The organism is Cellulosimicrobium sp. KWT-B (assembly GCF_002127155.1).
Lineage (GTDB): Bacteria > Actinomycetota > Actinomycetes > Actinomycetales > Cellulomonadaceae > Cellulosimicrobium > Cellulosimicrobium funkei.
On sequence record NZ_NEDO01000001.1, the window covers coordinates 903,976 to 925,967 of the forward strand.

20 protein-coding genes are annotated in these 21,992 nt (G+C 77.0%); 9 read left to right on the top strand and 11 right to left on the bottom strand.

From position 1 onward, the window contains the following. Positions 1–13 precede the first annotated feature (13 nt). The 7 genes from B9L22_RS03940 to B9L22_RS03970 form a co-directional block, all read right to left on the bottom strand. On the bottom strand, positions 14–4,390 hold the full coding sequence (locus B9L22_RS03940) for an HtaA domain-containing protein (protein ID WP_086149272.1): 4,377 nt from the start codon (positions 4,388–4,390) through the stop codon (positions 14–16). A gap of 231 nt (positions 4,391–4,621) precedes the next feature. Next, positions 4,622–5,209, bottom strand: a complete 588-nt coding sequence (gene pyrE / locus B9L22_RS03945; RefSeq protein ID WP_021483023.1) for an orotate phosphoribosyltransferase — start codon at positions 5,207–5,209, stop codon at positions 4,622–4,624. 30 nt (positions 5,210–5,239) lie between these two features. Next, positions 5,240–6,004 (bottom strand): SDR family oxidoreductase, encoded by a 765-nt coding sequence (locus B9L22_RS03950; RefSeq protein WP_086149273.1) that lies wholly within the window; start codon positions 6,002–6,004, stop codon positions 5,240–5,242. 58 nt (positions 6,005–6,062) lie between these two features. After that, a complete protein-coding gene (locus tag B9L22_RS03955) occupies positions 6,063–6,461 on the bottom strand; it encodes a universal stress protein (RefSeq protein ID WP_034655300.1) in 399 nt (132 codons plus the stop codon). Beyond that, positions 6,461–8,020: a tripartite tricarboxylate transporter permease gene (locus tag B9L22_RS03960; RefSeq protein WP_021482991.1), complete on the bottom strand. Its 1,560-nt coding sequence runs from the start codon at positions 8,018–8,020 to the stop codon at positions 6,461–6,463. Before B9L22_RS03960 ends, B9L22_RS03955 begins: the two co-directional genes overlap by 1 nt. Next, entirely contained in the window at positions 8,013–8,726 is a 714-nt protein-coding gene (locus B9L22_RS03965; RefSeq protein ID WP_086149274.1) for a tripartite tricarboxylate transporter TctB family protein, read from the bottom strand. The genes B9L22_RS03960 and B9L22_RS03965 overlap by 8 nt, the downstream gene beginning before the upstream one ends. Continuing rightward, positions 8,723–9,793 (bottom strand): tripartite tricarboxylate transporter substrate binding protein, encoded by a 1,071-nt coding sequence (locus B9L22_RS03970; RefSeq protein WP_086149275.1) that lies wholly within the window; start codon positions 9,791–9,793, stop codon positions 8,723–8,725. The genes B9L22_RS03965 and B9L22_RS03970 overlap by 4 nt, the downstream gene beginning before the upstream one ends. A 183-nt stretch (positions 9,794–9,976) precedes the next feature. On the opposite strand from B9L22_RS03970, the gene B9L22_RS03975 reads away from it, so the two are divergent. The 5 genes from B9L22_RS03975 (at position 9,977) to B9L22_RS03995 (ending at position 14,821) form a co-directional block, all read left to right on the top strand. Further along, positions 9,977–11,668 carry a sensor histidine kinase gene (locus B9L22_RS03975; RefSeq protein WP_233139713.1) on the top strand — a complete coding sequence of 564 codons (1,692 nt, stop codon included), beginning with the start codon at positions 9,977–9,979 and terminating at the stop codon, positions 11,666–11,668. Further along, positions 11,665–12,405 carry a response regulator gene (locus tag B9L22_RS03980; RefSeq protein WP_233139714.1) on the top strand — a complete coding sequence of 247 codons (741 nt, stop codon included), beginning with the start codon at positions 11,665–11,667 and terminating at the stop codon, positions 12,403–12,405. The genes B9L22_RS03975 and B9L22_RS03980 overlap by 4 nt, the downstream gene beginning before the upstream one ends. Positions 12,406–12,464: 59 nt before the next feature. Then, the gene (locus B9L22_RS03985) at positions 12,465–13,250 is read left to right on the top strand and encodes an exodeoxyribonuclease III (RefSeq protein WP_086149277.1); all 786 of its coding nucleotides are present in this window, start codon (positions 12,465–12,467) and stop codon (positions 13,248–13,250) included. 90 nt (positions 13,251–13,340) lie between these two features. Continuing rightward, positions 13,341–13,991: a DUF4190 domain-containing protein gene (locus B9L22_RS03990; RefSeq protein ID WP_086149278.1), complete on the top strand. Its 651-nt coding sequence runs from the start codon at positions 13,341–13,343 to the stop codon at positions 13,989–13,991. Next, complete coding sequence (locus tag B9L22_RS03995) at positions 13,988–14,821, top strand: DUF4190 domain-containing protein (protein ID WP_233139715.1); 834 nt, start codon at positions 13,988–13,990, stop codon at positions 14,819–14,821. Before B9L22_RS03990 ends, B9L22_RS03995 begins: the two co-directional genes overlap by 4 nt. A 21-nt stretch (positions 14,822–14,842) precedes the next feature. Here B9L22_RS03995 and B9L22_RS04000 read toward each other — a convergent pair whose 3' ends face one another. Together B9L22_RS04000 and B9L22_RS04005 are read right to left on the bottom strand one after the other, a co-directional pair. Beyond that, positions 14,843–15,514 (bottom strand): TetR/AcrR family transcriptional regulator, encoded by a 672-nt coding sequence (locus tag B9L22_RS04000; protein WP_086149279.1) that lies wholly within the window; start codon positions 15,512–15,514, stop codon positions 14,843–14,845. Between the two features lie 88 nt (positions 15,515–15,602). Further along, complete coding sequence (locus tag B9L22_RS04005; RefSeq protein ID WP_143317060.1) at positions 15,603–16,412, bottom strand: peptidoglycan-binding protein; 810 nt, start codon at positions 16,410–16,412, stop codon at positions 15,603–15,605. Positions 16,413–16,704: 292 nt separating this feature from the next. Here B9L22_RS04005 and B9L22_RS04010 point away from each other — a divergent pair, with 292 nt between their 5' ends. The 4 genes from B9L22_RS04010 to B9L22_RS04025 all read left to right on the top strand — a co-directional run bounded on the left by B9L22_RS04010 (position 16,705) and on the right by B9L22_RS04025 (position 20,419). Next, complete coding sequence (locus tag B9L22_RS04010) at positions 16,705–17,418, top strand: ABC transporter ATP-binding protein (RefSeq protein ID WP_086149281.1); 714 nt, start codon at positions 16,705–16,707, stop codon at positions 17,416–17,418. Then, positions 17,418–18,311: a hypothetical protein gene (locus B9L22_RS04015; RefSeq protein ID WP_086149282.1), complete on the top strand. Its 894-nt coding sequence runs from the start codon at positions 17,418–17,420 to the stop codon at positions 18,309–18,311. The genes B9L22_RS04010 and B9L22_RS04015 overlap by 1 nt, the downstream gene beginning before the upstream one ends. A gap of 144 nt (positions 18,312–18,455) precedes the next feature. Beyond that, the gene (locus B9L22_RS04020) at positions 18,456–19,763 is read left to right on the top strand and encodes a sensor histidine kinase (protein WP_086149283.1); all 1,308 of its coding nucleotides are present in this window, start codon (positions 18,456–18,458) and stop codon (positions 19,761–19,763) included. Beyond that, entirely contained in the window at positions 19,760–20,419 is a 660-nt protein-coding gene (locus tag B9L22_RS04025; RefSeq protein ID WP_085386651.1) for a response regulator transcription factor, read from the top strand. The genes B9L22_RS04020 and B9L22_RS04025 overlap by 4 nt, the downstream gene beginning before the upstream one ends. Positions 20,420–20,421: 2 nt before the next feature. On the opposite strand, the gene B9L22_RS04030 is transcribed toward B9L22_RS04025, so the two are convergent. Together B9L22_RS04030 and B9L22_RS04035 are read right to left on the bottom strand one after the other, a co-directional pair. Next, a complete protein-coding gene (locus B9L22_RS04030; RefSeq protein WP_158097143.1) occupies positions 20,422–21,147 on the bottom strand; it encodes a YqjF family protein in 726 nt (241 codons plus the stop codon). Positions 21,148–21,224: 77 nt separating this feature from the next. After that, positions 21,225–21,980, bottom strand: coding sequence for a UdgX family uracil-DNA binding protein (locus B9L22_RS04035; protein ID WP_086149285.1), 756 nt, complete (start codon positions 21,978–21,980; stop codon positions 21,225–21,227). Between the last annotated feature and the right edge of the window lie 12 nt (positions 21,981–21,992).

Below are 21,992 nucleotides of genomic sequence, written 5' to 3' on the forward strand. Positions count from 1 at the left end.
GCCGGGGACCGGGTCAGGCGGCCGCGGCCACCTCCGCGCGACCCGCGCGACGGCGGCGCACCGCCAGGAGGGCCGCACCGGTGAGCAGCAGCGTCCCGGCCAGGAGCGCGAGGCTCCCGGCGTCGGAGCCGGTCGTGGCGAGCGCCCCCGAGTAGGCGTCGCACTCGACGTCGCCGCCGACCGGGAAGCTCACCGTCACCGGCGAGAGCGCGGTCCCGGCCTCGTAGAACCCGGCGAACGCCTTCGCGCCGGCGGCCGTGAGGGTCGCGGGGACGCCGCTCCACGTGATCGTGGAGCCCGACGTCGCCTTCTTCCCCGACAGGTCCAGGCTCGCGAACGCGACGCCGGTCGACGAGGACTTGTTGCCCTCCATGTCGCTGCTCTGCACGTCGACCACGAGCGTGCCCGACGACCCGTCCACGACCACCCGCGGGTTGCTGATCCGCAGGTCGAGGATGCCCTCGTGCCCGGAGAACGACACCGACCCGCCGAAGCTCGCGCGGCCCTTGCCGAGGTCCGTGTTGAACGAGCCCTTGCCGCCGCTCCACGTGAACGCCGAGCCGCCGTCCCGCACGCCGTCCGTCGAGACCGAGCCCTTCGCGATCGGGCCGGTGACGTACGACCGGAACCGGTCGCTCACGCCCCACGAGAGGGTCGCGCCGTTGACGCCCTGCGCGAAGCACTGCTCCGCCGCGCCGCCCGACCCGGTGCCGGTGTCGGTCGTGCCGGCGCCCACGATCGTGATCGGCGCGGACGCGGTGTGGTCCGCACCGACGAGGAGGAGCGTGTGCTCGCCCGGCGCGACGTCCTTCGGGATCGTCACGGTCGAGGTCGCGGCGCCGCCGGCGTTCGCGGTCGTGCCCGTCGCGAGCGTGCGCGGCGTCGAGCGGAGCTCCGTGCGGATACCGGGCTCGCGCGCACCGAACCCGACGCCGCTGATCGTCACCTCGTCGCCCGGGCGTGCCTGCGCCACCGAGAGCGTCGCCTTCGCCGGGTCCACGGACCCGCCGGTCGAGCCGTCGCCCGGGGCGCCGATGGTGCCGCCGCCCCCGGGCGCGGTCGCCTTCGCGCCGACCGTGAACGTCACGGGGTCGAGCGCCGTCCCGGCAGGGTAGAAGCCGACGAACGCGAGCGAGCCGTCCGCCGTGAGCGTCGCGGTCGCGTCCCGGAACGTCACGGCCCCGTCCGCGCCCGTCGTCGGCGTGCCGAGCGCCAGTGTCGCGACGGCGACGCCCGTGCGGTCGAACGTCGAGCCGTCCAGCCCCGTGGAGCGCGCGTCCACGAGCAGGCGACCCGTGCCCGGGCCGGTGATCTCGACCACCGGGTTCGACAGGGTGAGGTCGAGCGCGCCCGCGTGGCCGGTGAAGCGGACCGTCCCGGCGTACCGGGCCGTCCCCCGGCCGCTCGCGGCGGTCCACGTGCCGCCGTCGGCCTGGCCGAAGCGGAAGACGCCGTCGACGACGCTCGCGCCGCTCGTCGCCGTCGCGCCGCCCTTCGCGACCGGGCCCACGATGTAGCTGCGGAACGACTCCTTGACGCCCCACGTGAGGCTGCCGGCCGTCGTCGGCGCCGGGGTCGTCGGCGCGGCGGTCACCGCGACCGTCACCGGCGCGGACGTCGAGCCGCGGTAGGCGGTGGCGTCCGTGGGGACGAAGGTCGCGCTCAGGGCGTGCGACCCGACGGAGAGCGGGGCCGTCCGGAACGTCGCGACACCGTCCGTGACGGTCGCGGTGCCCAGGGTCGTGCCGCCCGCGACGAACCGAACCGTGCCGGCGGCCTTCGGCGCGACCGTCGCGGTGAGCGTCACCGCCGTGCCCTCGACGACCGACGTCGCGGACGACGCGAGCGTCGTCGTGGTCGCCTTCGCCTCGCCGCCGGGGACCGGGGTGGTCACGGTCAGCGTGGTGCTGCCGGTCAGGCCGAGCTCCGACGTGACGACGACGGGGACGGGCCCGGCGGGGGTGCCGGCGGGGACCGTGAGCACGAGCGTCGCGCCGTCGCGGGAGTACGACGCCGGGGTGCCACCGAGCGTCACGGCCTTGACCGCGTCGTCCCCACCGAGGCCGCGCACGGTGACGCGGACCGTCGAGCCGGCCTCCACCGTGGTGGACGCGGGCGTGACGGTGAGCGTGCCCGGTGCGTCGTACGCGACGGGGACGAACTGCTCCTGCGCGGCGTTGCTCACGCCGCCCGCGCCGTAGGTGGCGACGCCGTAGCGCCCGCCCTCGAGCGCGGCGGGGTTCTTGACGACGAGGCGTGCCTCGAACGTGCCGTCCGGCGTGATGTCCGTCCACTGCGCCCGGACCACCGACTGGTACTGCGCGGGGACCTGGTCGAGCACGGGCTCGGCGAGGGCCCACACCTGCGAGCCGACCTTGCGCGTCGACGCCGCGGCGCCCTCGGACGGCCGCCACTGCTCGGCGAAGCTCCCGAACACGACGTAGGTGCCCTGCGGGAGCGTCGCCGGGATCGGGACGCCGCGCCCGCCGACGTTCGCCGCCGGGTCGAAGCCGGTGCCCCGGACGACGATCGTGTCGCCCACCGCGACCGGGGTGTCGCCGAGGGGTGTCGTGCCGTCCGCGGCGAGCACCGAGATCTCGGGCTCCCACACGGGCGCCTCGGGCTCCGTCGTGAACGCGACGGGCGCGTACAGCTCCTGCGCGGCGTTGACCGTGCCGCCCGCGGCGTACGTGTAGACGCCGTAGCGGCCGCCCTCACGCTCGAGCTCGCTCGCGACGAGCTCGGCGGTGAACGTGCCGTCCGGCGCGAGCTCGGCCCACTGCCCGCGGATCGCGGACTGGTAGCGCGGGTCCACCTGGTCGAGCGCCGCGGACGAGAGGGCCCACCGCTGCGAGCCGGCCGTGCGCGCGCTCGACGGGGCACCCTCCGACGGGCGCCAGTCGGTCGCGAAGCTGCCGAAGACCACGTAGGTGCCGGCGGGGATGCCGCCGGAGATCGGCGGGCGGTTGCCCGCCGGCGCGACGTTCGCGGCCGGGTCGAAGCCCGAGCCCTTGACGACGATCCTGTCGTCCGGGCGGACGGGCGCGTCCCCGAGCGGCGTCGTGCCGTCGGCGGCGTAGAGGGTGATCCGCGGCTCCCAGACCGGCTCGGGCGTCGTGCCGCCCTGGACCGCGACGGGCGTGAACGTGTCGAGGCTGCGGTCGGTCACCGAGAGGCCGTGCGCGGCGGACGTCGCCACCACGTACTGCTTCGCCGGGTCGAGCATCCCGGCCGGGACGGTCAGCGTCGTCGTGAACGCGCCGTCGCGCACCTGCTGCGGCATGACCCAGCCCTGGGCGAGCCAGCCGCTCGCGACGAGGGGGCCGCTGCCGTCCCAGATCGAGGCGTCGCCGAGGAGCACGTACGCACCGTTCGCGGCGCCCGCGCCGACGAACCCGGTCCCCTGGATCGTGAACGTGTTCTCCACCGCCGGGTCGACGGGCGCCGACGGCGACACCGTGACCGCGGGGTCGACGGCGGGCTCCGGCTCGGGTTCCGCGGCGGTCACCGTGTGCGCGACGGCCGCGGACGCCGAGGCGACGAACGCGGACGGGTCGGCGGGCGCGAAGGCGGCGCTCAGCTGGTGGCTGCCCGCGGCGAGGGCCGCGGTCTCGAGGCGCGCGACGCCGTCGGCCACGGGAGCGGTGCCGAGGGCGGTGCCGCCGTCGCGGAACTCGACCGTGCCCGCGGCGGCGGGCGCGACGGTCGCGGTGAGCGTCACGCTCGCCCCGGCCGCGGACGTGCCCGCGGGCGCTGCGGCGAGCGTGGTCGTCGTCGCCTGCGCGGGCGCCACGGGCTCGGGCGACACGACGCGGGCGGTCAGGGTCGACAGGGGCTTGCCCGCGTACGACGCGAAGTACGGCGAGACGTTCCCGAGCGTCCCGACGACGGTCCCGTCCGCCACGAACGTGACCTCGTCACCGGCCCGCGTCGCGGTCACCGTGACGTCGGCGACCTTGACGTCGTTCCCCGCGCCGGCGTTCACCGTGCCCGCGAAGTCCGCGTAGACCGCGCCCGTCGTCGGGCCGGTGAGGTCGAGCCGCACGTCGGAGATCGTCACGTCGAGCGCGCCGTGGTGGCCCTCGTACCGGGTCGATCCACCGAGGCGGATCGAGCCCGTCCCGGACGCGTCGTCGTAGCTGCCGGACGCGGGGCCGTAGGACGCCTGGCCGCCCTGGAGCGGCGGGGTGATCGTGCCCTGGGCGATGCCGCCCGTGACGTACGACGTCCACGAGTCGACGAAGTTCCAGGTGGCCGACCCGCCGGTCACGTCGGCCGCGGCCGCCTGGGCCGGGGCGCCGGTGCCAGCGACGGTGAGGCCGGCGGCGAGCGCCGCGGCGAGGAACGAGGCGAGGACGCGTCGGACGCGTCTCGGCGATGAAGTGCGCACAAGGTCTCCCGTGCTGGTCCGGGCGAGGTCCCGGCGGGGAGCGGGACCGAGAAGGGAGCGTGCTCACGCTCCGCCGAGACGGACCATATAAGGGTCGCCTCACCAAAGCAAGGTAAGCCTGACCTATGGAGATGTGACGCGCGCCTCCTCCCGCCACGACGACGCCCCGCGGCCCAGGAGGCCGCGGGGCGGTGCGCCGCGTCGAGCGGCGGGAGACGGAGCGGGAGGGGCTCAGGCGAGGCCGAGGTCCTCCAGGCTGAACAGGTAGTGGTACGGCACGCCGAGCGCCTCGATCTTCGCGCCCGCACCCGTGGCACGGTCGACGATCGTCGCGACGCCCGCGACCTCGCCCCCGGCCGCGCGCACGGCCTCGATCGCCGTGATCGGCGAGCCGCCCGTGGTCGTGGTGTCCTCGACGACGACGACGCGCCGGCCCGCGACGTCGGGGCCCTCGATCTGGCGCTGCATCCCGTGCGCCTTCGCCGCCTTGCGCACCACGAACGCGTCGAGGTCCTGGCCGCGGGACGCGGCGGCGTGCAGGAGCGCGGTCGCGATGGGGTCGGCACCCAGCGTCAGGCCGCCGACGGCGTCGATCTCCGCCGTGCCGAGCCCCTGCTCCTCGAGGAGGTCGAGGAGCTGGTGGCCGATGAGCGGCGCGGCGCGGTGGTGCAGCGTCACGCGGCGCAGGTCCACGTAGTAGTCCGCCTCCTTGCCCGAGGAGAGCGTCACGCGGCCGTGCACGACGGCGAGCTCACGGATGAGGCCGAGCAGCTGCTCGCGGGGGGTCGAGGCGAGCGTCGAGGCGGGGTCGGTAGTCACGACCGCCAGGGTATCGGGCCCGCCCCGTGCCTAGCGGTACTTGCCGATCGCGCGGACGGCGGAGCGCGGCATCGCGCGCAGGGCCGCCGACGCGACCCGGTACCGCACCGACGGCGTGGAGATGACGACGCCCCGCCGCACGTCCGCGAGCGCCTCGGCGACGACCCGGTCGGCGTCGAGCCACGCGAGGTCGGGGAGCACGGACTTGTCGATGTCGGCGCGGTCGTGGAACTCGGTGTGCGTGAAGCCGGGGCACAGCACGGTCGCCGTGACGCCCGTGCCGTGCAGCTCGACGGCGAGCCCCTCCGTGAAGGACCGCACCCACGCCTTCGCCGCCGCGTACGTGCCGCCCGCGGTGAGGGCCGCGACCGACGCGACGTTGAGGATCGCGCCGCGCCCGCGCTCCGTCATCTGGCCCGCCGCCGCGTGCGACAGCACCATGACGGCGCGGACCATGACGTCGAGCGCCTCGAGCTCGACGTCGAGGTCGCCCCCGACGAAGTGCTGGTGCGTCGCGAAGCCCGCGTTGTTGACGAGCAGGCCGACCGGGCGCTCGTCCGGGCCGCCGGTCGTGGCGAGGCGCTCCGCGACGCGCGCGACGTCGTCGGGCACGGACAGGTCGGCGCGCAGCACCTGGACGCGCACCCCGGCCGCGGCGCGGATCTGCCGTGCGGTCTCCTCGAGGCGCGCCTCGTCGCGCGCCACGAGGACGAGGTCGTGCCGCGCCGTGGCGAGCTGCCACGCGAACTCCAAACCCAGGCCGGCGCTCGCGCCGGTGATGAGTGCTGTCGCCATGGTCACAGCCTACGGGCGCCCGGGTGACCCGGGCGCCCGCAGGCGGGGTGGAGTCGTGTCACCGGGCCGGCGGCTTCACGGCGAGCACGGGGCACGCGGCGCCCAGCAGGATCTGCTGGGCGGTGGAGCCGAGCACGAGCTTCCCCACGGGGGTGCGGTGCCGCACCCCGACGACGACGAGGTCGGCGTCGACCTCGGCCGCGACGCCGAGCACGACCTCCGCGGGCAGCGCGGAGGACTGCAGGTGCCGCACCTCGTGCTCGACGCCCGCCTCCTCGAGGATCGTGCCGACCTCGACGAGCTGGTCGTGGTCGGCCCAGCGCGGGTCGACGAGCCGGTCGCCGCGCGTCGTGTTGACCACGACGACGCCGGTGCCGAGCAGGACGGCCGCCCGGGCGGCGGCCCGCGTCGCGGCGGTCCCGAGCTCGCCGGGCGCGTAGGCGAGGACGACGGTCATCAGCGCACCTCCTGGTCCTGGGCCTCGACGCGGACGTCTTCCGCGAGCGCCGCGAGCTCGGCGCCGGTGCGGCGCTCGCGCCGGCGCAGCCAGAGGCCCGCGAGGACCACGACGGCGACGAGGGCGTAGGCCGTCGCGGCGAACGGGCTGGTGACGAGCGTCGTCAGGTCGCCCTGGCTGATCGCGAGCGAGCGGCGCAGGCGGTCCTCGGCCATGGGGCCGAGGATCATGCCGACGACCATGGGCGCGACGGGGTAGCCGTAGCGCCGCATGAAGAACCCGATCGCGCCGATGACGAGCAGGATGAGCACGTCGACCGGGGAGAAGTTCAGCGCGTACGAGCCGAGCGCGCCGAACAGCAGGATGCCCGCGTAGAGGTAGTGCCGCGGGATCTGGAGCACCTTCACCCACATGCCCACGAGGGGCAGGTTGAGCACGATGAGCATGAGGTTGCCCACGTAGAGGCTCGCGACGAGCGCCCACACGAGCGCGGACTGGCTCTCGAAGAGCAGCGGGCCCGGCTGGATGCCGTACGACTGGAACGCGACGATGATGATCGCGGCGGTCGCCGTCGTCGGGAGGCCGAGCGTGAGGAGCGGCACGAGGACGCCGGACGCCGCGGCGTTGTTCGCCGCCTCCGGGCCCGCGACGCCCTCGATCGCGCCCTTGCCGAACTCGTCCTTGTGCTTCCCGGCGGACTTGCGCTCGGCGGCGTAGGACAGGAAGGTCGCGACGTCGGCGCCGCCCGCCGGGATGGTGCCGACGGGGAACCCGATCGCCGTCCCGCGCAGCCACGGCTTCCAGGACCGCCGCCAGTCCTCGCGCTTCATCCAGGAGCGCCACCCCTTCTCGACGGGGATGACGTGCACGGGACCGTGCCGCAGGCGCGACCCCACGTACAGCGCCTCGCCCACCGCGAAGAGGCCGACGGCGACGATGACGACGTCGATCCCGTCGGCGAGCGTCGGGACGCCGAACGTGAACCGCTGCTGGCCGGTGAGCGTGTCGGTGCCCATGAGCCCGAGGAACAGGCCGAGCGACAGGGACGCCATGCCGCGCGGCACCGACGACCCGAGCAGCGCGCCGACGGTCACGAACGCGACGACCATGAGCGCGAAGTAGTCGGGCTCGCCGAGCTGCACGGCCCAGCGCGCGACGTACGGCGCGACGAACGTCAGGGCGACGGTCGCGATGGTGCCCGCGACGAACGAGCCGATCGCGGCGGTCGCGAGCGCGGCCGCCCCTCGGCCCATGCGGGCCATCCTGTTGCCCTCGAGGGCCGTGACGATCGACGACGACTCGCCGGGCGTGTTGAGCAGGATCGACGTCGTCGACCCGCCGTACATGCCGCCGTAGTAGATGCCGGCGAACACGATGATGGCGGCCGTCGCGTCGAGCGAGTACGTGAGCGGCAGGAGCAGCGCGATCGTCATCGCGGGGCCGATGCCGGGGAGCACCCCGACCGCGGTCCCGACGAACACGCCGAACAGCGCGTAGAGCAGGTAGACGGGCTGGACTACGGTCGCGAACCCGTCGAGCAGCGCGGTGAGGTTATCCACGGAACCAGGTCACCCCCTCCAGGAGCGGGCCGGGCGGGAGCGACAGCCCGAGCACGCCGCCGAACAGGACCTGGATCACCAGGGCCAGGACGAGGCCGAGCACGGCGGCGCGCCACCACGGGCGGGCGCCGAGGACGATCGCGGCCCCGGCGAACAGGAGCGTCGCGGCGAGCGGCCACCCGACGAGGTTGATCGCGTAGACGTGCACGAACAGGACCGCGCCGAGCAGGCCGACGGTCAGCCAGTCGGTGCGGGCGTCGGGGTCGACGTCCTCGCTGTCCTCCTCCTGGCCGCCGTGCCCCCGCCAGACGGCGACGAGCAGCACGAGGCCGGTGGCGAGCAGCATCGCGCCCACGAGGTAGGGGAACGCCCGGGGCCCCAGCGTGTTCGCCGAGCCGGGCACGACGATCGTCCCGGCGTCGAGGAGCACGAACACCCCGAGGGCGGCGGTGACGCCGGCGACGACGAGCTCGCCGGGTCGCCGCCGGGGACCCGCGGCGGGGGTGGCGCCTGCGGGGTCCCCGGCGGCCTGGCCGTCGGCGGGGTCGCCGACGGCCGTCGCCGGCGCCGGCCCGGGGCGGGGCTCGGCGTCGGACGGTCCTGGCTCGGGAGCCGCGGCGGACGACCCCGCGGACGGAGCCTCCGACGACCCCGGCTCGCGCGACGCGTCGGGTGGCGCGTCGCGCGAGGCGCGACGCCTGGTCACGGCGTGACCAGGCCGACGTCGGTGAGCGTCATCTGGATGTCGGCGATGTTCTCCGTGAGGAAGCCGTCGAACTCCTCGCCCACGAGGAACGCGTCGTCCCAGCCCTTCTCCTCGAGCGTCGCCTGCCACTCGTCGGACGCGACCATCTCGCTGACGAGCAGCTCGAGGGCGCGGCGGTCCTCGTCGGAGAGGTCGCCCGGCGCGACGACGCCGCGCCAGTTCGTGAGCTCGACGTCGTACCCGGCCTCGGTCATGGTCGGCACGTCGGGCAGCAGGTCGGTGCGCTCGGCGCCCGAGACCGCGAGCGCCCGGACGGTCCCGGCCTTGACCTGCTCCGCGTACTCGCCGACGCCGGAGATCCCGGCGCTGACCTTGTTGCCGAGCAGCGCGGCGAGCGACTCGCCGCCGCCCGAGTAGGCGACGTAGTTGAGGAGCCCGCCCACCTCGGCCGACGGCACGTCGGCCGCCTGGAGGAGCATCCCCGCGAGGATGTGGTCGGCCCCGCCGGCGGAGCCGCCGGTGATGGAGACGGACTTGCCGTTCGCCACGACGTCGTCGACGAGGTCCTCGAGCGTCTGGTACGGCGACGACGCGGGCACGACGACGACGAGGGGCTCCTCGGTGAGGCGCGCGATCGGGGTGGTGTCCTCGATGCGAGCCTGCGACTCGTTGGTCTCGACCGCGCCGACCATGACGAGGCCCATGACGAGCAGCGTGTGGGGGTCGGTGGTGTTGGCGAGCGACGCGAGGCCGACCGTGCCGCCGGCGCCGCCGACGTTCGTGACGGTCGCGGTGCGCACGAGCCCGGAACCCTGGAGGTCCTGCTGCATCGCGCGGCCGGTCTGGTCCCAGCCCCCGCCGGGGTCGGCCGGGACGACGATCGCGAGCTCGTCGACGGACGCGGCGGCCTCGCCGGACGCGTCGCCGGAGCCGCCCGTCGTGGGGGCGCTGGGCTCGAGGCCCGAGCACGCGGCGAGACCGAGGACGAGTCCTGCGGCGAGCGTCGCGGTGAGAGCGTGCCGCGGGCTGACGGTGTGCCCGGAGCGCGGGCGGACGACGGATCGCATGTCTCCTCCTTGAGCGGGACCCGCAACGGCGCGGGCCTCACGACCTGATCCGGGGAGCCTAGGAGCGCGGGGCGGCGCGGCGAGGGCTGCGGTCGTACTGGACGTTGTGGTCGATCCGGTGGTTGCGGTCGTTGTGGTCACGGCCGAGGCTCGGGTGCGGCGGACCTGGGGCACACTGGTGCGGTGGGTCGAGCAGTGTCGCTCCGGGTGCAGCTTCTCGTGCTGCAGGTCGCCATCGTGCTCCTGGTCGTGGCGTCGGCGGGGGCCGTCGCCTCGACCCTGCAGCACCGCCAGCTCCGCGACGCCTACCTCGACCGCATGACCGCGGTCGCGTTCTCCGTCGCGCGCCTGCCCGCGATCATCGACGCGTTCGACGACGACGACCCCGCCGCGACGATCCAGCCGATCGCAGAGGTCATCCGCGAGGCCTCCGACGTCACGTACGTCGTCGTCACGGACGACGAGGGCGTGCGGTACTCCCACCCGGACCCGACCCGCATCGGCGAGACGGTCTCGACCGACCCGTCGGTGCCGCTCTCCGGCGAGGTGTGGACGGGCACGCAGACCGGCACGCTGGGCGAGTCGTGGCGCGTCAAGGTCCCGGTGTTCGGGCCCGAGGGGGACGTCGTCGGGACGGCGAGCGTCGGCATCCTCGAGTCCGACCTGGCCGACGACCTCGCCGACGACCTCGGGTGGCTGCTCGCGGCCCTCAGCGTCGCGGCGGCTCTCGGCGTGGTCTGCGCGGCGTTCGTGACGCGCGCCGTGCGCCGCCGCATCTTCCGGCTCGAGCCCGAGGAGATCGGCCGGCTGCTCGAGACGCGCGACGCGATGCTCCACGGCATCTCCGAGGGCGTCGTCGCGCTCGACCGCGACGGCGCGGTCGTGCTCGTCAACGACGAGGCGCAGCGCCTCCTCGGGATCGCGGCGGCCGACGCCGTCGGGCGGCCCGCGCACGACGTCCTCGACCCACAGCTGCTCGCGCTCGTGCCCGACGCCGCGGGGCCCGCCGACGTCGACGCGCCCGCCGCCGGGCCCGAGGAGGGCGGCGCGCTCGTCCTCGCGGGCGAGCGCGTGCTGCTCGCGCGCGCCGACCGGGCCCGGGTCGCCGGACGCGCCGTCGGCACCGTGCTGCTCCTGCGCGACCACACCGAGCTGCACGCGCTCCTGCGCGACCTGGACGGCGCGCGCGGCCTCACCGACGCGCTGCGCGCGCAGTCCCACGAGTTCGCCAACAAGCTGCACGTCGTCTCGGGCCTGCTGGAGCTCGGGCAGGCCGACGAGGCCGTCGCGTTCATCGAGCGCGCCGGGCACGGCGGCCTGCTCACCGCGTCGGGCGTCGCGCCCGGCGTCCACTCCCCCGAGGTCGCGGCGCTGCTCCTGGTCAAGGCCACGACGACGCGCGAGCGCGGCTCGCGCCTCGAGGTGTCGCCGTCCGCGCACCTCGCCGCGCCCACGGGGCCCGACGACGCCGCCCTGCACGGCGACGCCCTCACCGTGCTCGGCAACCTCGTCGACAACGCGGTCGACGCCGTCGGGGCCGGGGGGCGCGTCCGCGTCCTCGTGACCGACCGCGCGCCCGACGGCACCGGCCCGACGCCGGGCGACCGCGTGGTCGTCGTCGTCGAGGACGACGGGCCCGGCATCCCCGCGGGCTCCCGCGCCGACGTCTTCGCCGCCGGGTACACCACGAAGGCGGGCCCGCCGGGGCGCGGGATCGGCCTCGCGCTCGTGCGGCGCGTGGCCGCGCGGCGCGGCGGGACGGTCGAGGTGACGACCTCCGTCCTCGGCGGGGCGCGCGTCGCGGTGGCCCTCCCCGCGCAGCCCGTCGACGCCGCCGCGGGCGCCCGGGCCCGGACGCCGGAGACGGCGTCGTGACCCCCGCCGGCCGCTCCCCCGCCCCCACCGGCGCGCCCACGGCGCCGCCGGGCGACCGGCTGCGCGTCCTCGTCGTCGAGGACGACCCGACGATCGCGCGCCTGCACCGCGGCTTCGTCGAGTCGCACCCGCGCTTCGTCGTCGTGGGCGAGGCGCGCACGGCGGCCGAGGCGCTGCGCGCGTTCGCCGTGCTCGACCCGGACGTCGTGCTGCTCGACATCTACCTGCCGGACGCGACCGGGCTGCACGTGCTGCGCCAGATCCGGCGCCGGCCGTCCCCGCCCGTGGACGTCGTCGCGACGACCGCCGCGCGCGAGCTGGAGAGCGTCCGCCAGGCCATGGCGGGCGGCGTGCAGCACTACCTCGTCAAGCCGTTCACGGCCGCGGCGCTGCGCGGCCGGCTCGACGAGGTCGCCCGGCTGCGCGACTCGCTGCGCACCGCGGGCGACGAGCTCGACCAGGACGCCGTCGACCGCCTCGTGCGGCGCGGGACGCCGGACACCGCCGCGCTGCCGAAGGGCCTGTCCGAGCGCAGCCTGCGGCTCGTCGTCGAGGCGCTCGCGGCCGCGTGCGCCGACGCGGGCGACGCGTCGGCGGGCGAGGTCGCCGCGCGGACCGGGATGTCGCGCGTGAGCGCGCGCCGCTACCTCGAGCACCTCGTCGCGACGGGGCGCGCCGACGTCGCACCCCGGTACGGCGCGGCCGGGCGGCCGGAGAACGGCTACCGGCCAGCCTGACCGTCGGGGCCGCTGCGGGTCGCTGCGGGTCGCGCCCGCGACGCCGTACGGTGGGGCCCGTGCGCCTCGCGACCTGGAACATCAACTCCGTCCGTGCCCGCGTCGACCGCGCGGTCGCGTTCCTCGAGCGGACGGGGACCGACGTCCTCGCGCTCCAGGAGACCAAGTGCACGGACGCGCAGTTCCCCGTCGCGCCGTTCGAGGCGGCCGGGTACGAGGTCGCGCACGTCGGCGTGAACCAGTGGAACGGCGTCGCCGTCGTCTCGCGCGTGGGCCTCGACGACGTCGAGACGTCGTTCCCCGCCCAGCCCGCGTTCGGCGACAAGGTCGAGGCCCGCGCGCTCGGCGCGACGTGCGGGGGCGTGCGCGTGTGGAGCCTCTACGTGCCGCACGGGCGCGAGGTCGGCGACCCGCACTACGCCTACAAGCTGCGCTGGCTCGACGAGCTGCGCGCGCAGGCCGCGGGCTGGCTCGCCGCCGACCCGGCGGCGCAGGTCGCGCTCGTCGGGGACTGGAACGTCGCGCCGCTCGACACCGACGTGTGGGACGTCGCGTACTTCGCCGGGAAGACGCACGTCACCCCCGCCGAGCGGGACGCCTTCGCCGCGTTCGGTGCCGCCGGGTACACCGAGGTCACGCGCGAGGCGATCCCCGCCGAGCGCACCTACACCTACTGGGACTACCAGCGGCTGCGGTTCCCGCGGAACGAGGGCATGCGCATCGACTTCGCGTACCTGTCGCCCGCCGCCCGCGCGCGCGTCACGGGCGTGACGATCGACCGCGACGAGCGCAAGGGCAAGGGCGCGTCGGACCACGTGCCGGTCGTCGTCGACCTGGCGGGCTGACCTCCGGGGCGTCCGCCGTCGGGCTCGGGCCGCGGGTCCGAGCCGCGGGTCCGGGCCGGACGGGGCGCGTCCCCTCGCTACGGTGTGTCCATGACGACGCCACCCGTCCCTCCGTACGGGTCCCCCGACGAGCCCGCCGACCCGTACGCCCCGCGGCGTCCGCACCAGCCGCCGCTCACGCCGTACCACCCGCCCACCGAGGACGCCCCCGCCGCGCCGGACGACGGCGGGTTCGTCGCGCCGTCGGGCGCCGGGGGCGGGTACGGGAGCACGCCGGGCGGCGGGAGCGGGTACGGGAGCACACCGGGTGCCGGCGCCCCGTACGGCGCACCGGCCGCGCCCGCCGGGTCGCCCTACGGTCCCGGCTCCCCCTACGCTCCCGGGGCGACGCCGTCGTACGGCGGGACGCCCGGGTACGCGGCGCCGCCCGGACCCGCGGCGTACCCGGCGCCCGGCTACGGGGGCTACCCGCCGCCGTACGGCGCGCCCTACGCGCCCCCGCCGCGGACGAACGGGCTCGCGCTCGCGTCCATGATCGTGTCGATCGCGAGCCTCGTGCTCTGCGCGGGCTTCCCCGGCCTCGTCGGCCTCGTGCTGGGCATCGTGGCGCTCAACCAGGTCATGCGCGACGGCACGCGCGGGCGCGGTTTCGCGGTGACCGGGATCGTCGTCGGCGCGGTCGGCACGGCGTTCGCGATGCTCGTCGTCCTCGCCGGCACGCTCGGGGACTCGGCACCGTGAGCGACGACGACCTCTTCGCCCCGCCCGGCGGCCGCACGTCCGGGCCCTCGGGAGGCCCGCCCGTCCCGCCCCCCGCGGCAGCGCCCGGGGCCCCGGAGCCCCCCGCCGCGGACGGCGCGCCCCAGGCCGGCCCGACGCCGCGCGGCCCCTCCGGTGCGGCGGCACCCGTGCCGCCGCCCGGGCCCGGCGACCGGACCGGCTTCGCCCCCGAGACGTACTACGCGCCCGGGTGGCAGCCCGCGGCGCCCGGCGTCGAGCCGCTCGCCGTCGCGAGCGTGCCCGTGGGCGTGGTGCTCGGGCCGGTCGGGGTCGGCCTCGGTGCCGCGGCCCTGTCGCGTGTCCGCTCGCGCGGCACCCGCGGACGCGGCCTGGCGGTGACCGGGATGGTGCTCGGCGCCGTCGTGACGCTCGGATGGGTGGTGGGCGGGATCGCCTGGTGGCAGGGCGAGCAGGCGCGCACGCCGCTCGCGGGCGACGTGGACGCGCCCCGCACGGTGAGCGCGGTGCAGCTCGTGCTGGGGACGTGCCTCGACGAGCTCCCGCCCGACGGCGAGGTCTCGCGCGTGCGCGCCGTCCCGTGCGCGGACGAGCACCGGGCCCAGGTCGTCGCCCGCACCGACCTCGGCGCGGACGAGGTCTGGCCCGGCCAGGACGCCGTGGACCGCCGCGTGGCGCGCGTGTGCACGCCCGAGACCCTCGGCCCGGACGCCCCGGAGGACGTGCGGCTCGTCGTGTGGGCACCGACCGAGGCGTCCTGGCGCGGCGGCGACCGCACCGGGCTGTGCCTGGCGAGCAGCGAGGCCCCGCTCCCGGCGGACCTGATCGGTTGATGGTCCTCGCGGACCGCGCCGTCAGCGTTCGGCGTCGGACAGCACGAGGCGCAGGTACGCGCGCAGGTCCGCGGCCATGTCCACGCGCTCGGGCCGCGGGCGGTCGAGGGACAGCAGCCACTGGACCTGGAGACCGTCCATGAGCGCGACGAGCTGGCGGGCCGCGACGTCCGGCTCGACGCCGTCGCGCAGGCCGCCCGCCCGGGCGCGGCGGGAGAGCTGCTCGCCGATGCGCGCGACCGTCGACTCGTAGCGCTCGACGAAGTACGCGTGCGCCGGGTGGTCGGGCGACGTCGCCTCCGCCGCGAGCGCCGTGAACAGCTCGACGATCGGCCGGCGCAGGGCGTTGCGCTCGACGAGCCGCACGAGCGCGTCGAAGAAGTCGGTCCCGCGCGCGAGGTCCTCCTCGAGGTCGGCGCGGTCGACGGTCTCCCGGTGGTCGAGCACCGCCTCGAGGAGCGCCGCCTTCGTCGGGAAGTGGTGGAGCAGCCCGGGGTGGGACATGCCCACGCGGGACGCGAGCTCGCGCAGCGACGCGGCGTGGAAGCCGACCTCGCCGAAGAGCACGACGGCCGCCTGGAGGATCTCCTCGCGCTTGGCGCGCCCCTTCGCGTACCCGCGGGCGGGGTCGGGCGCCGCGGCGCGGCGGGAGCCCGTGCGGTCCTGCCCGGCGCCGATGGCCGCGCTCGTCATGGCACTGCTCCGTCCGTCGTCCGACGAGGGCACACCCTACCGACCGCGGTGCGGCCCGGCGGGGTGCCCGCGCCCGGGCGGAGGAGGTTCAGGGTGCGGGGGCGAGCGTCGGGGCGGGCTCGTCAGCGCTCGACGACGGCCCGGGCACCGCGACCGACGGCCGGTCGGTGGAGGGCGTCGGCGCGGGCTCGGCCGGGGGCGTCGGGCCAGGTCCGGTGGGGTCCTCGGCGTCGGGCGGCGCGGCGCGCAGGGCCTCGGCGGTCGCCGCGGTGACGGTGCCGTCGGGCGTGAGGCCGTGCGCCTTCTGGAACGACCGCAGCGCGGTGCGCGTGGCGTCGTCCATCGTCCCCGTGACGGCGACGTCGGCACCGTGCACCCGGAGCCGCTCCTGGACCCACGAGACGGACGCCGTGCCGGGGTCGGTCGTCGGGGAGGGCGTGGGGGTGGGCGCGGTCGGTGCCGGGGTCGGCTCGGACGCGGTGGGAGCGGGCGCGGGCTCGGTGGTGGGCGAGGGCGCGCCGGGCGCGGCCTGCTCTCCCGGTCCGCTCGCGGACGGGCGCGGGGACGGGGCCGGGCGCGCGTCGTCGGACGTGCCGTCCGCCGCGTCGGGCGGAGGGATGCGGGTCACCTCGGGGCGGGGGGTGTCGGGGCGCGGCGTGACCGCGGGGACCGTGTCCTCGCCGTTCGCGCCGCCCTCGGCGGAGACCCCGCCGACGACGACCGCCTCGCCACCGCCCGTCGCGGCACCGACCATGCCCGCGACGGCGACGACGAGCGTGACCGCCCCGGCACCGGCGGCGACCGTGACCCACGGCGTGGCGGTGCGGCGCGCGGGCCGCTGGAGGGGGGCGGTGCGGTCCCGCTCGGCGGGTCCGGACCGGTCGTGGCGTCGGCGCACGTCGCCTCCTTCCGGGGCTGTCGAGGGGGCGGACGGCGCGACACGCTGCCCGCCGGGGCGGTCGGGTGGACGTCCACCCTGCCCCATCCCGGCTCGTGTGTCACGCCCGACGCCCTCACCTGCGGCGATGCCCGCCACGGCTCCCCCGGTCCAGCGGGGCGGCGCCGCGCCTCCGACGGAGGTCGCAACGCAGGTTCCGCCCTGCGCCGCAAGACCCGGCGGGGGCCCGCGCGACAGCCTGGTGGGGCACCGCACGGGAGGCCCGTGCGGGACGCACGAGGGAGGGACCGGCATGACCACCATCCACGTCTCCGGGCTGCGCAAGGCGTACGGGGCGTTCGACGCCGTGCACGACGTGACGTTCACCGCGGCGCCGGGCCGCGTCGTCGGGCTGCTCGGCCCGAACGGCGCCGGCAAGACGACCACGCTCCACGTCCTGCTCGGGCTCGCGGCCCCGACCGCGGGCACCGCGACGTTCGACGGCCGCTCGTTCGCGGACCTGGCGCACCCGGCCCGCACCGTCGGCGCGCTGCTCGACGCGGGCGGCCTGCACCCGGGGCGGACGGGGCGCGACCACCTGCGCGTGCTCGCCTCCGCCGGCCGGATCCCGGCCCGGCGCGTCGACGAGGTGCTCGCGCTCGTCGGCATGACGCCCGCCGCGGACCGCCGCGTGCGCACCTACTCGCTGGGGATGCGGCAGCGCGTCGGGATCGCGGCCGCGCTGCTCGGCGACCCGGAGGTCCTCGTCCTCGACGAGCCCGCGAACGGTCTCGACCCCGCCGGGATGCGCTGGCTGCGCGACCTCGTCCGCGCGTTCGCCGACGACGGCGGCACCGTGCTCCTCGCGAGCCACGTGCTGTCCGAGGTGCGGCAGGTCGCGGACGATCTCGTCGTCGTCGGGCAGGGGCGCGTCGTCGCGGAGGGGCCGCTCGACGAGCTGCTGCACGGGGAGTCCCTCGAGGACTTCTACCTCGACCTGACCGCCACGACCGAAGGGGTGCGCTGATGTACCGCGCCGAGATGCTCAAGCTCCGCACGACCCGCGCGACGTGGGCCGTCGCGGCCGTCGCCGTCGCCGGGATGCTCGTCGTCCAGGCCTTCACCCTGCTGCTCCCGACGATCCTGCGCAGCGCCGACGTGGCCGGCGGCGGCACGACCGTCGGGCTCCAGGCCCCGCCCGAGATGGTGGCCGAGCTCGCGCCGGACCTCGGTGCGCTCGCCGACGTCTCGCAGCCCGCGTTCCAGCGCTCGATGCTCGACCTCCTCGGCACCGGCCTCGGCGGCTCCGGCTCCGTCGGCGTCGCGACCGTGTGCATGCTCCTGCTCGGGGTGCTCGCCGTGACGACCGACTTCCGCACGGGCGGCATCGTGCCCACGGCGCTCGTCCAGCCGTCGCGGCTGCGCATCCTCGGCGCGAAGGCGGGCGCGACCGCGACCGTCGCGCTCGGCGTGGGCGTCGTCCTCGCCCTCCTGGGCGCCCTGGGCCTGCTCGTCGCGATCGTCACGACGCCGGGCGCGGGCCTCGCGCTCGGCCCCGGCGACGTCCTCGGCGTCTGGGCCCGCGGGCTCGCGGTGCTCGTCCTGCTCGCGTGGCTCGGGCTCGGCATCGGCACCCTCGTGCGCGGCCAGGTCGCGGGCGTCGTCACGGTCGCCGCGCTCGCGCTCGCCGAGCCGATCGTCCGCGGGGCGGTGACGCTCCTGTCCGGCGGCGACTCGGCCGCGGCCGAGTGGCTCCCGCTCGGGCTGGGCGCGCTCGCGTCGACCGGCGGGTCGGCCGCGACGCTCCTCGGCGGCGCGGCCCCGCTCGGCGCGCTCGCCGCCCTCGCCGGGCTCGCGGCCTGGGCCGCGCTCCTGCTCGGCGGCGGCGCCGTGAGCCTGCGCCGGCGCGACCTCGTCTGACCACAGCCGGTCGGCTCCCGACGCGACGACCCGGTCGTCCACAGGCCGGGAACCGCGCGGCGCCGTCGGCCCGCCCGCCCCGTAGGGTGGGCGGGCCCGACGGCGCACCCCGTCCCCGCACCCGTCGCCCGTTGGAGGAGGACCGTGACCGAGACCCTGCGCCGCGCGCTCGACCGGGTCGGCGTCCGCACCGACACCGGCCGCGACGCCGTGCTGGCCGGTGTCGTCGCCCTCGCGACCGTCGCGCTGTTCCTCGGCATCGAGCGCGTCCTCGCGACGGAGGTCGGCGCCACGTTCGGCGCGGGCCCGGGCGAGAGCGTGATCAGCCCGGGTGTGCGCGCGGCCGTGCTCGCGCTCGTCGTCGGCCAGGCGGCGGCGCTCGTGCTGCGCCGTCGGGCGCCGCTGGTCTGCCTCGCGCTGACGGTCGTCGCGCAGGTCGCGATCACCGCGCTCCTGCCCCCGTACGTCGGGTTTCAGGCCCCGGCGACGCTCGTCGCCGCCTACTCCGCCGGCGCGTACGCGCCCCGCCGCGCCCGCCTCGGGGCGCCGGCGCTCGCGGCGCTCGCGCAGGTCCTGCTCGTCTTCGCGCTCGGCGGTCTCGGCAACCCCGCCGGGGCCGGGCCCGCGCAGCACGCGCTCCAGGTGGGCGGCGCGCTGCTCTCGGCGGTCCTCACGTTCGTGGGCGCGGCCCTCGTCGGCTCGTACGTCGCGACGCGGCGCGAGCTCGTCGCCGAGCTGCGCGACCGCGTGGTGCGCGCCGAGCGTGAGCGCGAGGCGCTCGCCGCGCAGGCCGTGCTCGAGGAGCGTGCCCGCATGGCGCGGGAACTGCACGACGTCGCGGCCCACCACCTCTCGGGCATCGTCGTGCAGGCGTCCGCGGCGGAACGGCTCGTCGACGCCGACCCGGAGCGCGCCAAGGAGTCGGTGCGCTGGATCCGGTCGCAGGGCCGCGAGACCCTCGACGACCTGCGCCTCGTGGTCGGCATCCTGCGCGGGCGCGACGACGAGGGCGACGAGCGCGAGGCCCCGCAGCCGACGCTCGCCGACCTCCCCGCGCTCCTCGAGACGGCGCGCGCGGCGGGCACCACGGTCACCGTCGAGACCGAGGGCGAGCCCTGGGAGCCCGCGCCCACCGCGCAGATCGCCGTCTACCGCGTGCTGCAGGAGGCGCTCGCCAACGCGCGGCGGCACGCACCCGGGCGACCGGTCGCGGTGCGGCTCGCGTGGAGCCCGGCGGCCGTCGTCGTCACCGTGCGCAACCCCGCCGGTCGCGCCGCTCCCCCGCAGGACGCGCGACCGGGCCACGGCCTCGTCGGGATGCGCGAGCGCGCGGCCGTGCTCGGCGGCACGCTCGACGCGCGGCGCACGCCCGACGGCGCGTGGCTCGTCCGGCTGACCGTCCCCCGCGCCCCCGCGCGCGACCCCCGCACCCCCGCCCAGGAGGCCTCGTGACCCGCGTCGTGCTGGTGGACGACCAGGCCGTCGTCCGCGCCGGTTTCACCGTCATCCTCGAGAGCGAGGGCCTGGAGGTCGTCGGCGAGGCGTCGAACGGCGCGGACGCCGTGCGGGTCGCGCGCCGCGAGCGCCCCGACGTCGTGTGCATGGACGTGCGCATGCCCGGCGGCGACGGCATCACGGCGACGCGCGCGCTCGCCGGGCCCGACGTCACGGACCCGGTGCCCGTCCTCGTGGTGAGCACGTTCGACCTCGACGACTACGTGTTCGGGGCGCTGGAGGCCGGGGCGAGCGGGTTCCTGCTCAAGGACGCCGAGCCGGAGGTGCTCGTGGACGCCGTCCGCCGCGTCGCGTCGGGCGACGGCCTCGTGGACCAGTCGCTCACGCGCCGCGTGCTCGGCGAGTTCGCGCGACGTCGTGCCCCGGTGTCGCGGGACGACGACGCGGCGGCGCTCCTCACGCCGCGCGAGCTCGACATCGTGGCGCTGCTGTGCCGGGGGTCGTCGAACGCGGAGATCGCGACGGCGCTGTTCCTCGAGCCGAGCACCGTGAAGTCGCACCTGAGCCGGGCCATGACGAAGACGGGCGCGCGCGACCGCGTGCAGCTCGTCGTGTGGGCATTCCGGCACGGGATCGTCGACCCGGCCGCCTGACCTCAGCGCACGGGCCGCGGGACCGCGAACCGGGCGTGCACCGGCGCGGCGACGTGCACGAGCGGCGGGTCCGTGGGCGGCAGCCCGAGGCGGTCGAGCAGGTCGGTGTCGAGGGCGTCGAGCGTGCCCCGTCGCAGGGTCCACGGCTCGTGCACCACGGGGAACCGCCACAGCCGCCCGGCCCGCGCGCCGTACGCGGACCACCGTGCCGTGAGCCACCGCACGAGGCCCGACGACGCGTCCACCTCCTCGTGCGCGCGCACCTCGGCGTGCAGGGAGAGGTCGCGCAGCCCCGGGTGCTCGTGCGGCACGCGCAGGGGCCCGCGGCCGTCGGACCGGAACCGGTAGCGCACCGCGGACGGCGCCCCGGCCCGGTCGCCGCGCGCGTGCACCGCCGCGCGGGCCGGGTGGTACGGGACGCCGGCCGCGCGCGTCGCGGCGACGAACGCGCGCGACGTCGCCCACAGGCCGAGGAACCACACGCCCTCGGTGCCCGCACGGTCGCGCACGTACACGCGGACGTTGAGCTCGGGGAACGCCGACCACGCGCCCAGCGGCGGCAGCGGCGGGACCCGGACGCCCGCCATGGAGAACGGGACCACCCCGAGCCACGTCGTCCCGCCCGCCTCCTGCACGGTGAGGCCGGGCGGGAGCCAGCCCTGCACGACGGCCGGGTCGACGGGCCAGTGCAGGAACGTCAGGGCCTCCCAGCGCTGGGCGTTCACCACCACCCGCGGTGTCGGGTGCGGCGACGCACCGGGCGGCGGCGTGCCCGGCCCCGCACCGGGCGGGGCCGGGTGGGCGCTCACCGCGTGCCCGCCGCGTCGGCCGCGTCGGCCGCGAGGCGGAGGTCGTCGACGAGCGCGGCGAACGCCGCCTCGCGCTCGGCGCGGTCGCGCACGCGCAGCAGCGCGGACGGATGGGTGGTGAGGACGACGCGCGGCGCGTCCGTCGGCCGAGGCAGGCGGGCGCCGTCGGACGGCTCGGAGCGCCCACCGCCGCCGGGTGCGCCCGGGGAGAACGGCGACGCCGGCTCCGCGTCGCCGAGGTCGAGGACCCGTCCCCGCTCGGCGGTCACGCGCACGGGCCGCCCCAGGACGGCGCGCCCCGCGGTCGCGCCCATCGCGACGACGACGCGCGGCCCCACGGCGGCGACCTCGGCGGTGAGCCACGGCAGGCACGCGCGGACGTGCGCGACGTCCGGGCTCTTGTGCAGGCGGCGCCCGCCGCGCTGCTCGAACCGGAAGTGCTTGACGGCGTTCGTCAGGTACACGTCGTCGGCCGCGAGCCCGGCCGCGTCGAGGGCGTCGTCGAGGAGGCGCCCGGCCGGGCCCACGAACGGCTCGCCCTCGCGGTCCTCGTGGTCGCCGGGCTGCTCGCCGACGAGGGCGAGCCGCGCGTCGTGCGGCCCGCGCGAGAACACGACCTGCGTCGCGTCCGCCCAGAGCTCGCACCCGTGGCAGTCGTGCGCCGCCCGGTCGAGCGCCTCGACGTCGTGCACGGCGCGGCCGCGGGGCAGCCACTCCTGCGCGCCGGGACGCTCGGGCGGTCGTGGGCTCATGGCCCTACGGTG

Excerpts from the sequence above, each read along its gene's own strand:
- B9L22_RS04035 (WP_086149285.1), bottom strand. The coding sequence starts at position 21,980 with ATGAGCCCACGACCGCCCGAGCGTCCCGGCGCGCAGGAGTGGCTGCCC.
- B9L22_RS03970 (WP_086149275.1), bottom strand. The coding sequence starts at position 9,793 with ATGCGATCCGTCGTCCGCCCGCGCTCCGGGCACACCGTCAGCCCGCGG.
- B9L22_RS04010 (WP_086149281.1), top strand. The coding sequence starts at position 16,705 with ATGACCACCATCCACGTCTCCGGGCTGCGCAAGGCGTACGGGGCGTTC.
- B9L22_RS04015 (WP_086149282.1), top strand. The coding sequence starts at position 17,418 with ATGTACCGCGCCGAGATGCTCAAGCTCCGCACGACCCGCGCGACGTGG.
- B9L22_RS03950 (WP_086149273.1), bottom strand. The coding sequence starts at position 6,004 with ATGGCGACAGCACTCATCACCGGCGCGAGCGCCGGCCTGGGTTTGGAG.
- B9L22_RS04000 (WP_086149279.1), bottom strand. The coding sequence starts at position 15,514 with ATGACGAGCGCGGCCATCGGCGCCGGGCAGGACCGCACGGGCTCCCGC.
- B9L22_RS03990 (WP_086149278.1), top strand. The coding sequence starts at position 13,341 with ATGACGACGCCACCCGTCCCTCCGTACGGGTCCCCCGACGAGCCCGCC.
- B9L22_RS03955 (WP_034655300.1), bottom strand. The coding sequence starts at position 6,461 with ATGACCGTCGTCCTCGCCTACGCGCCCGGCGAGCTCGGGACCGCCGCG.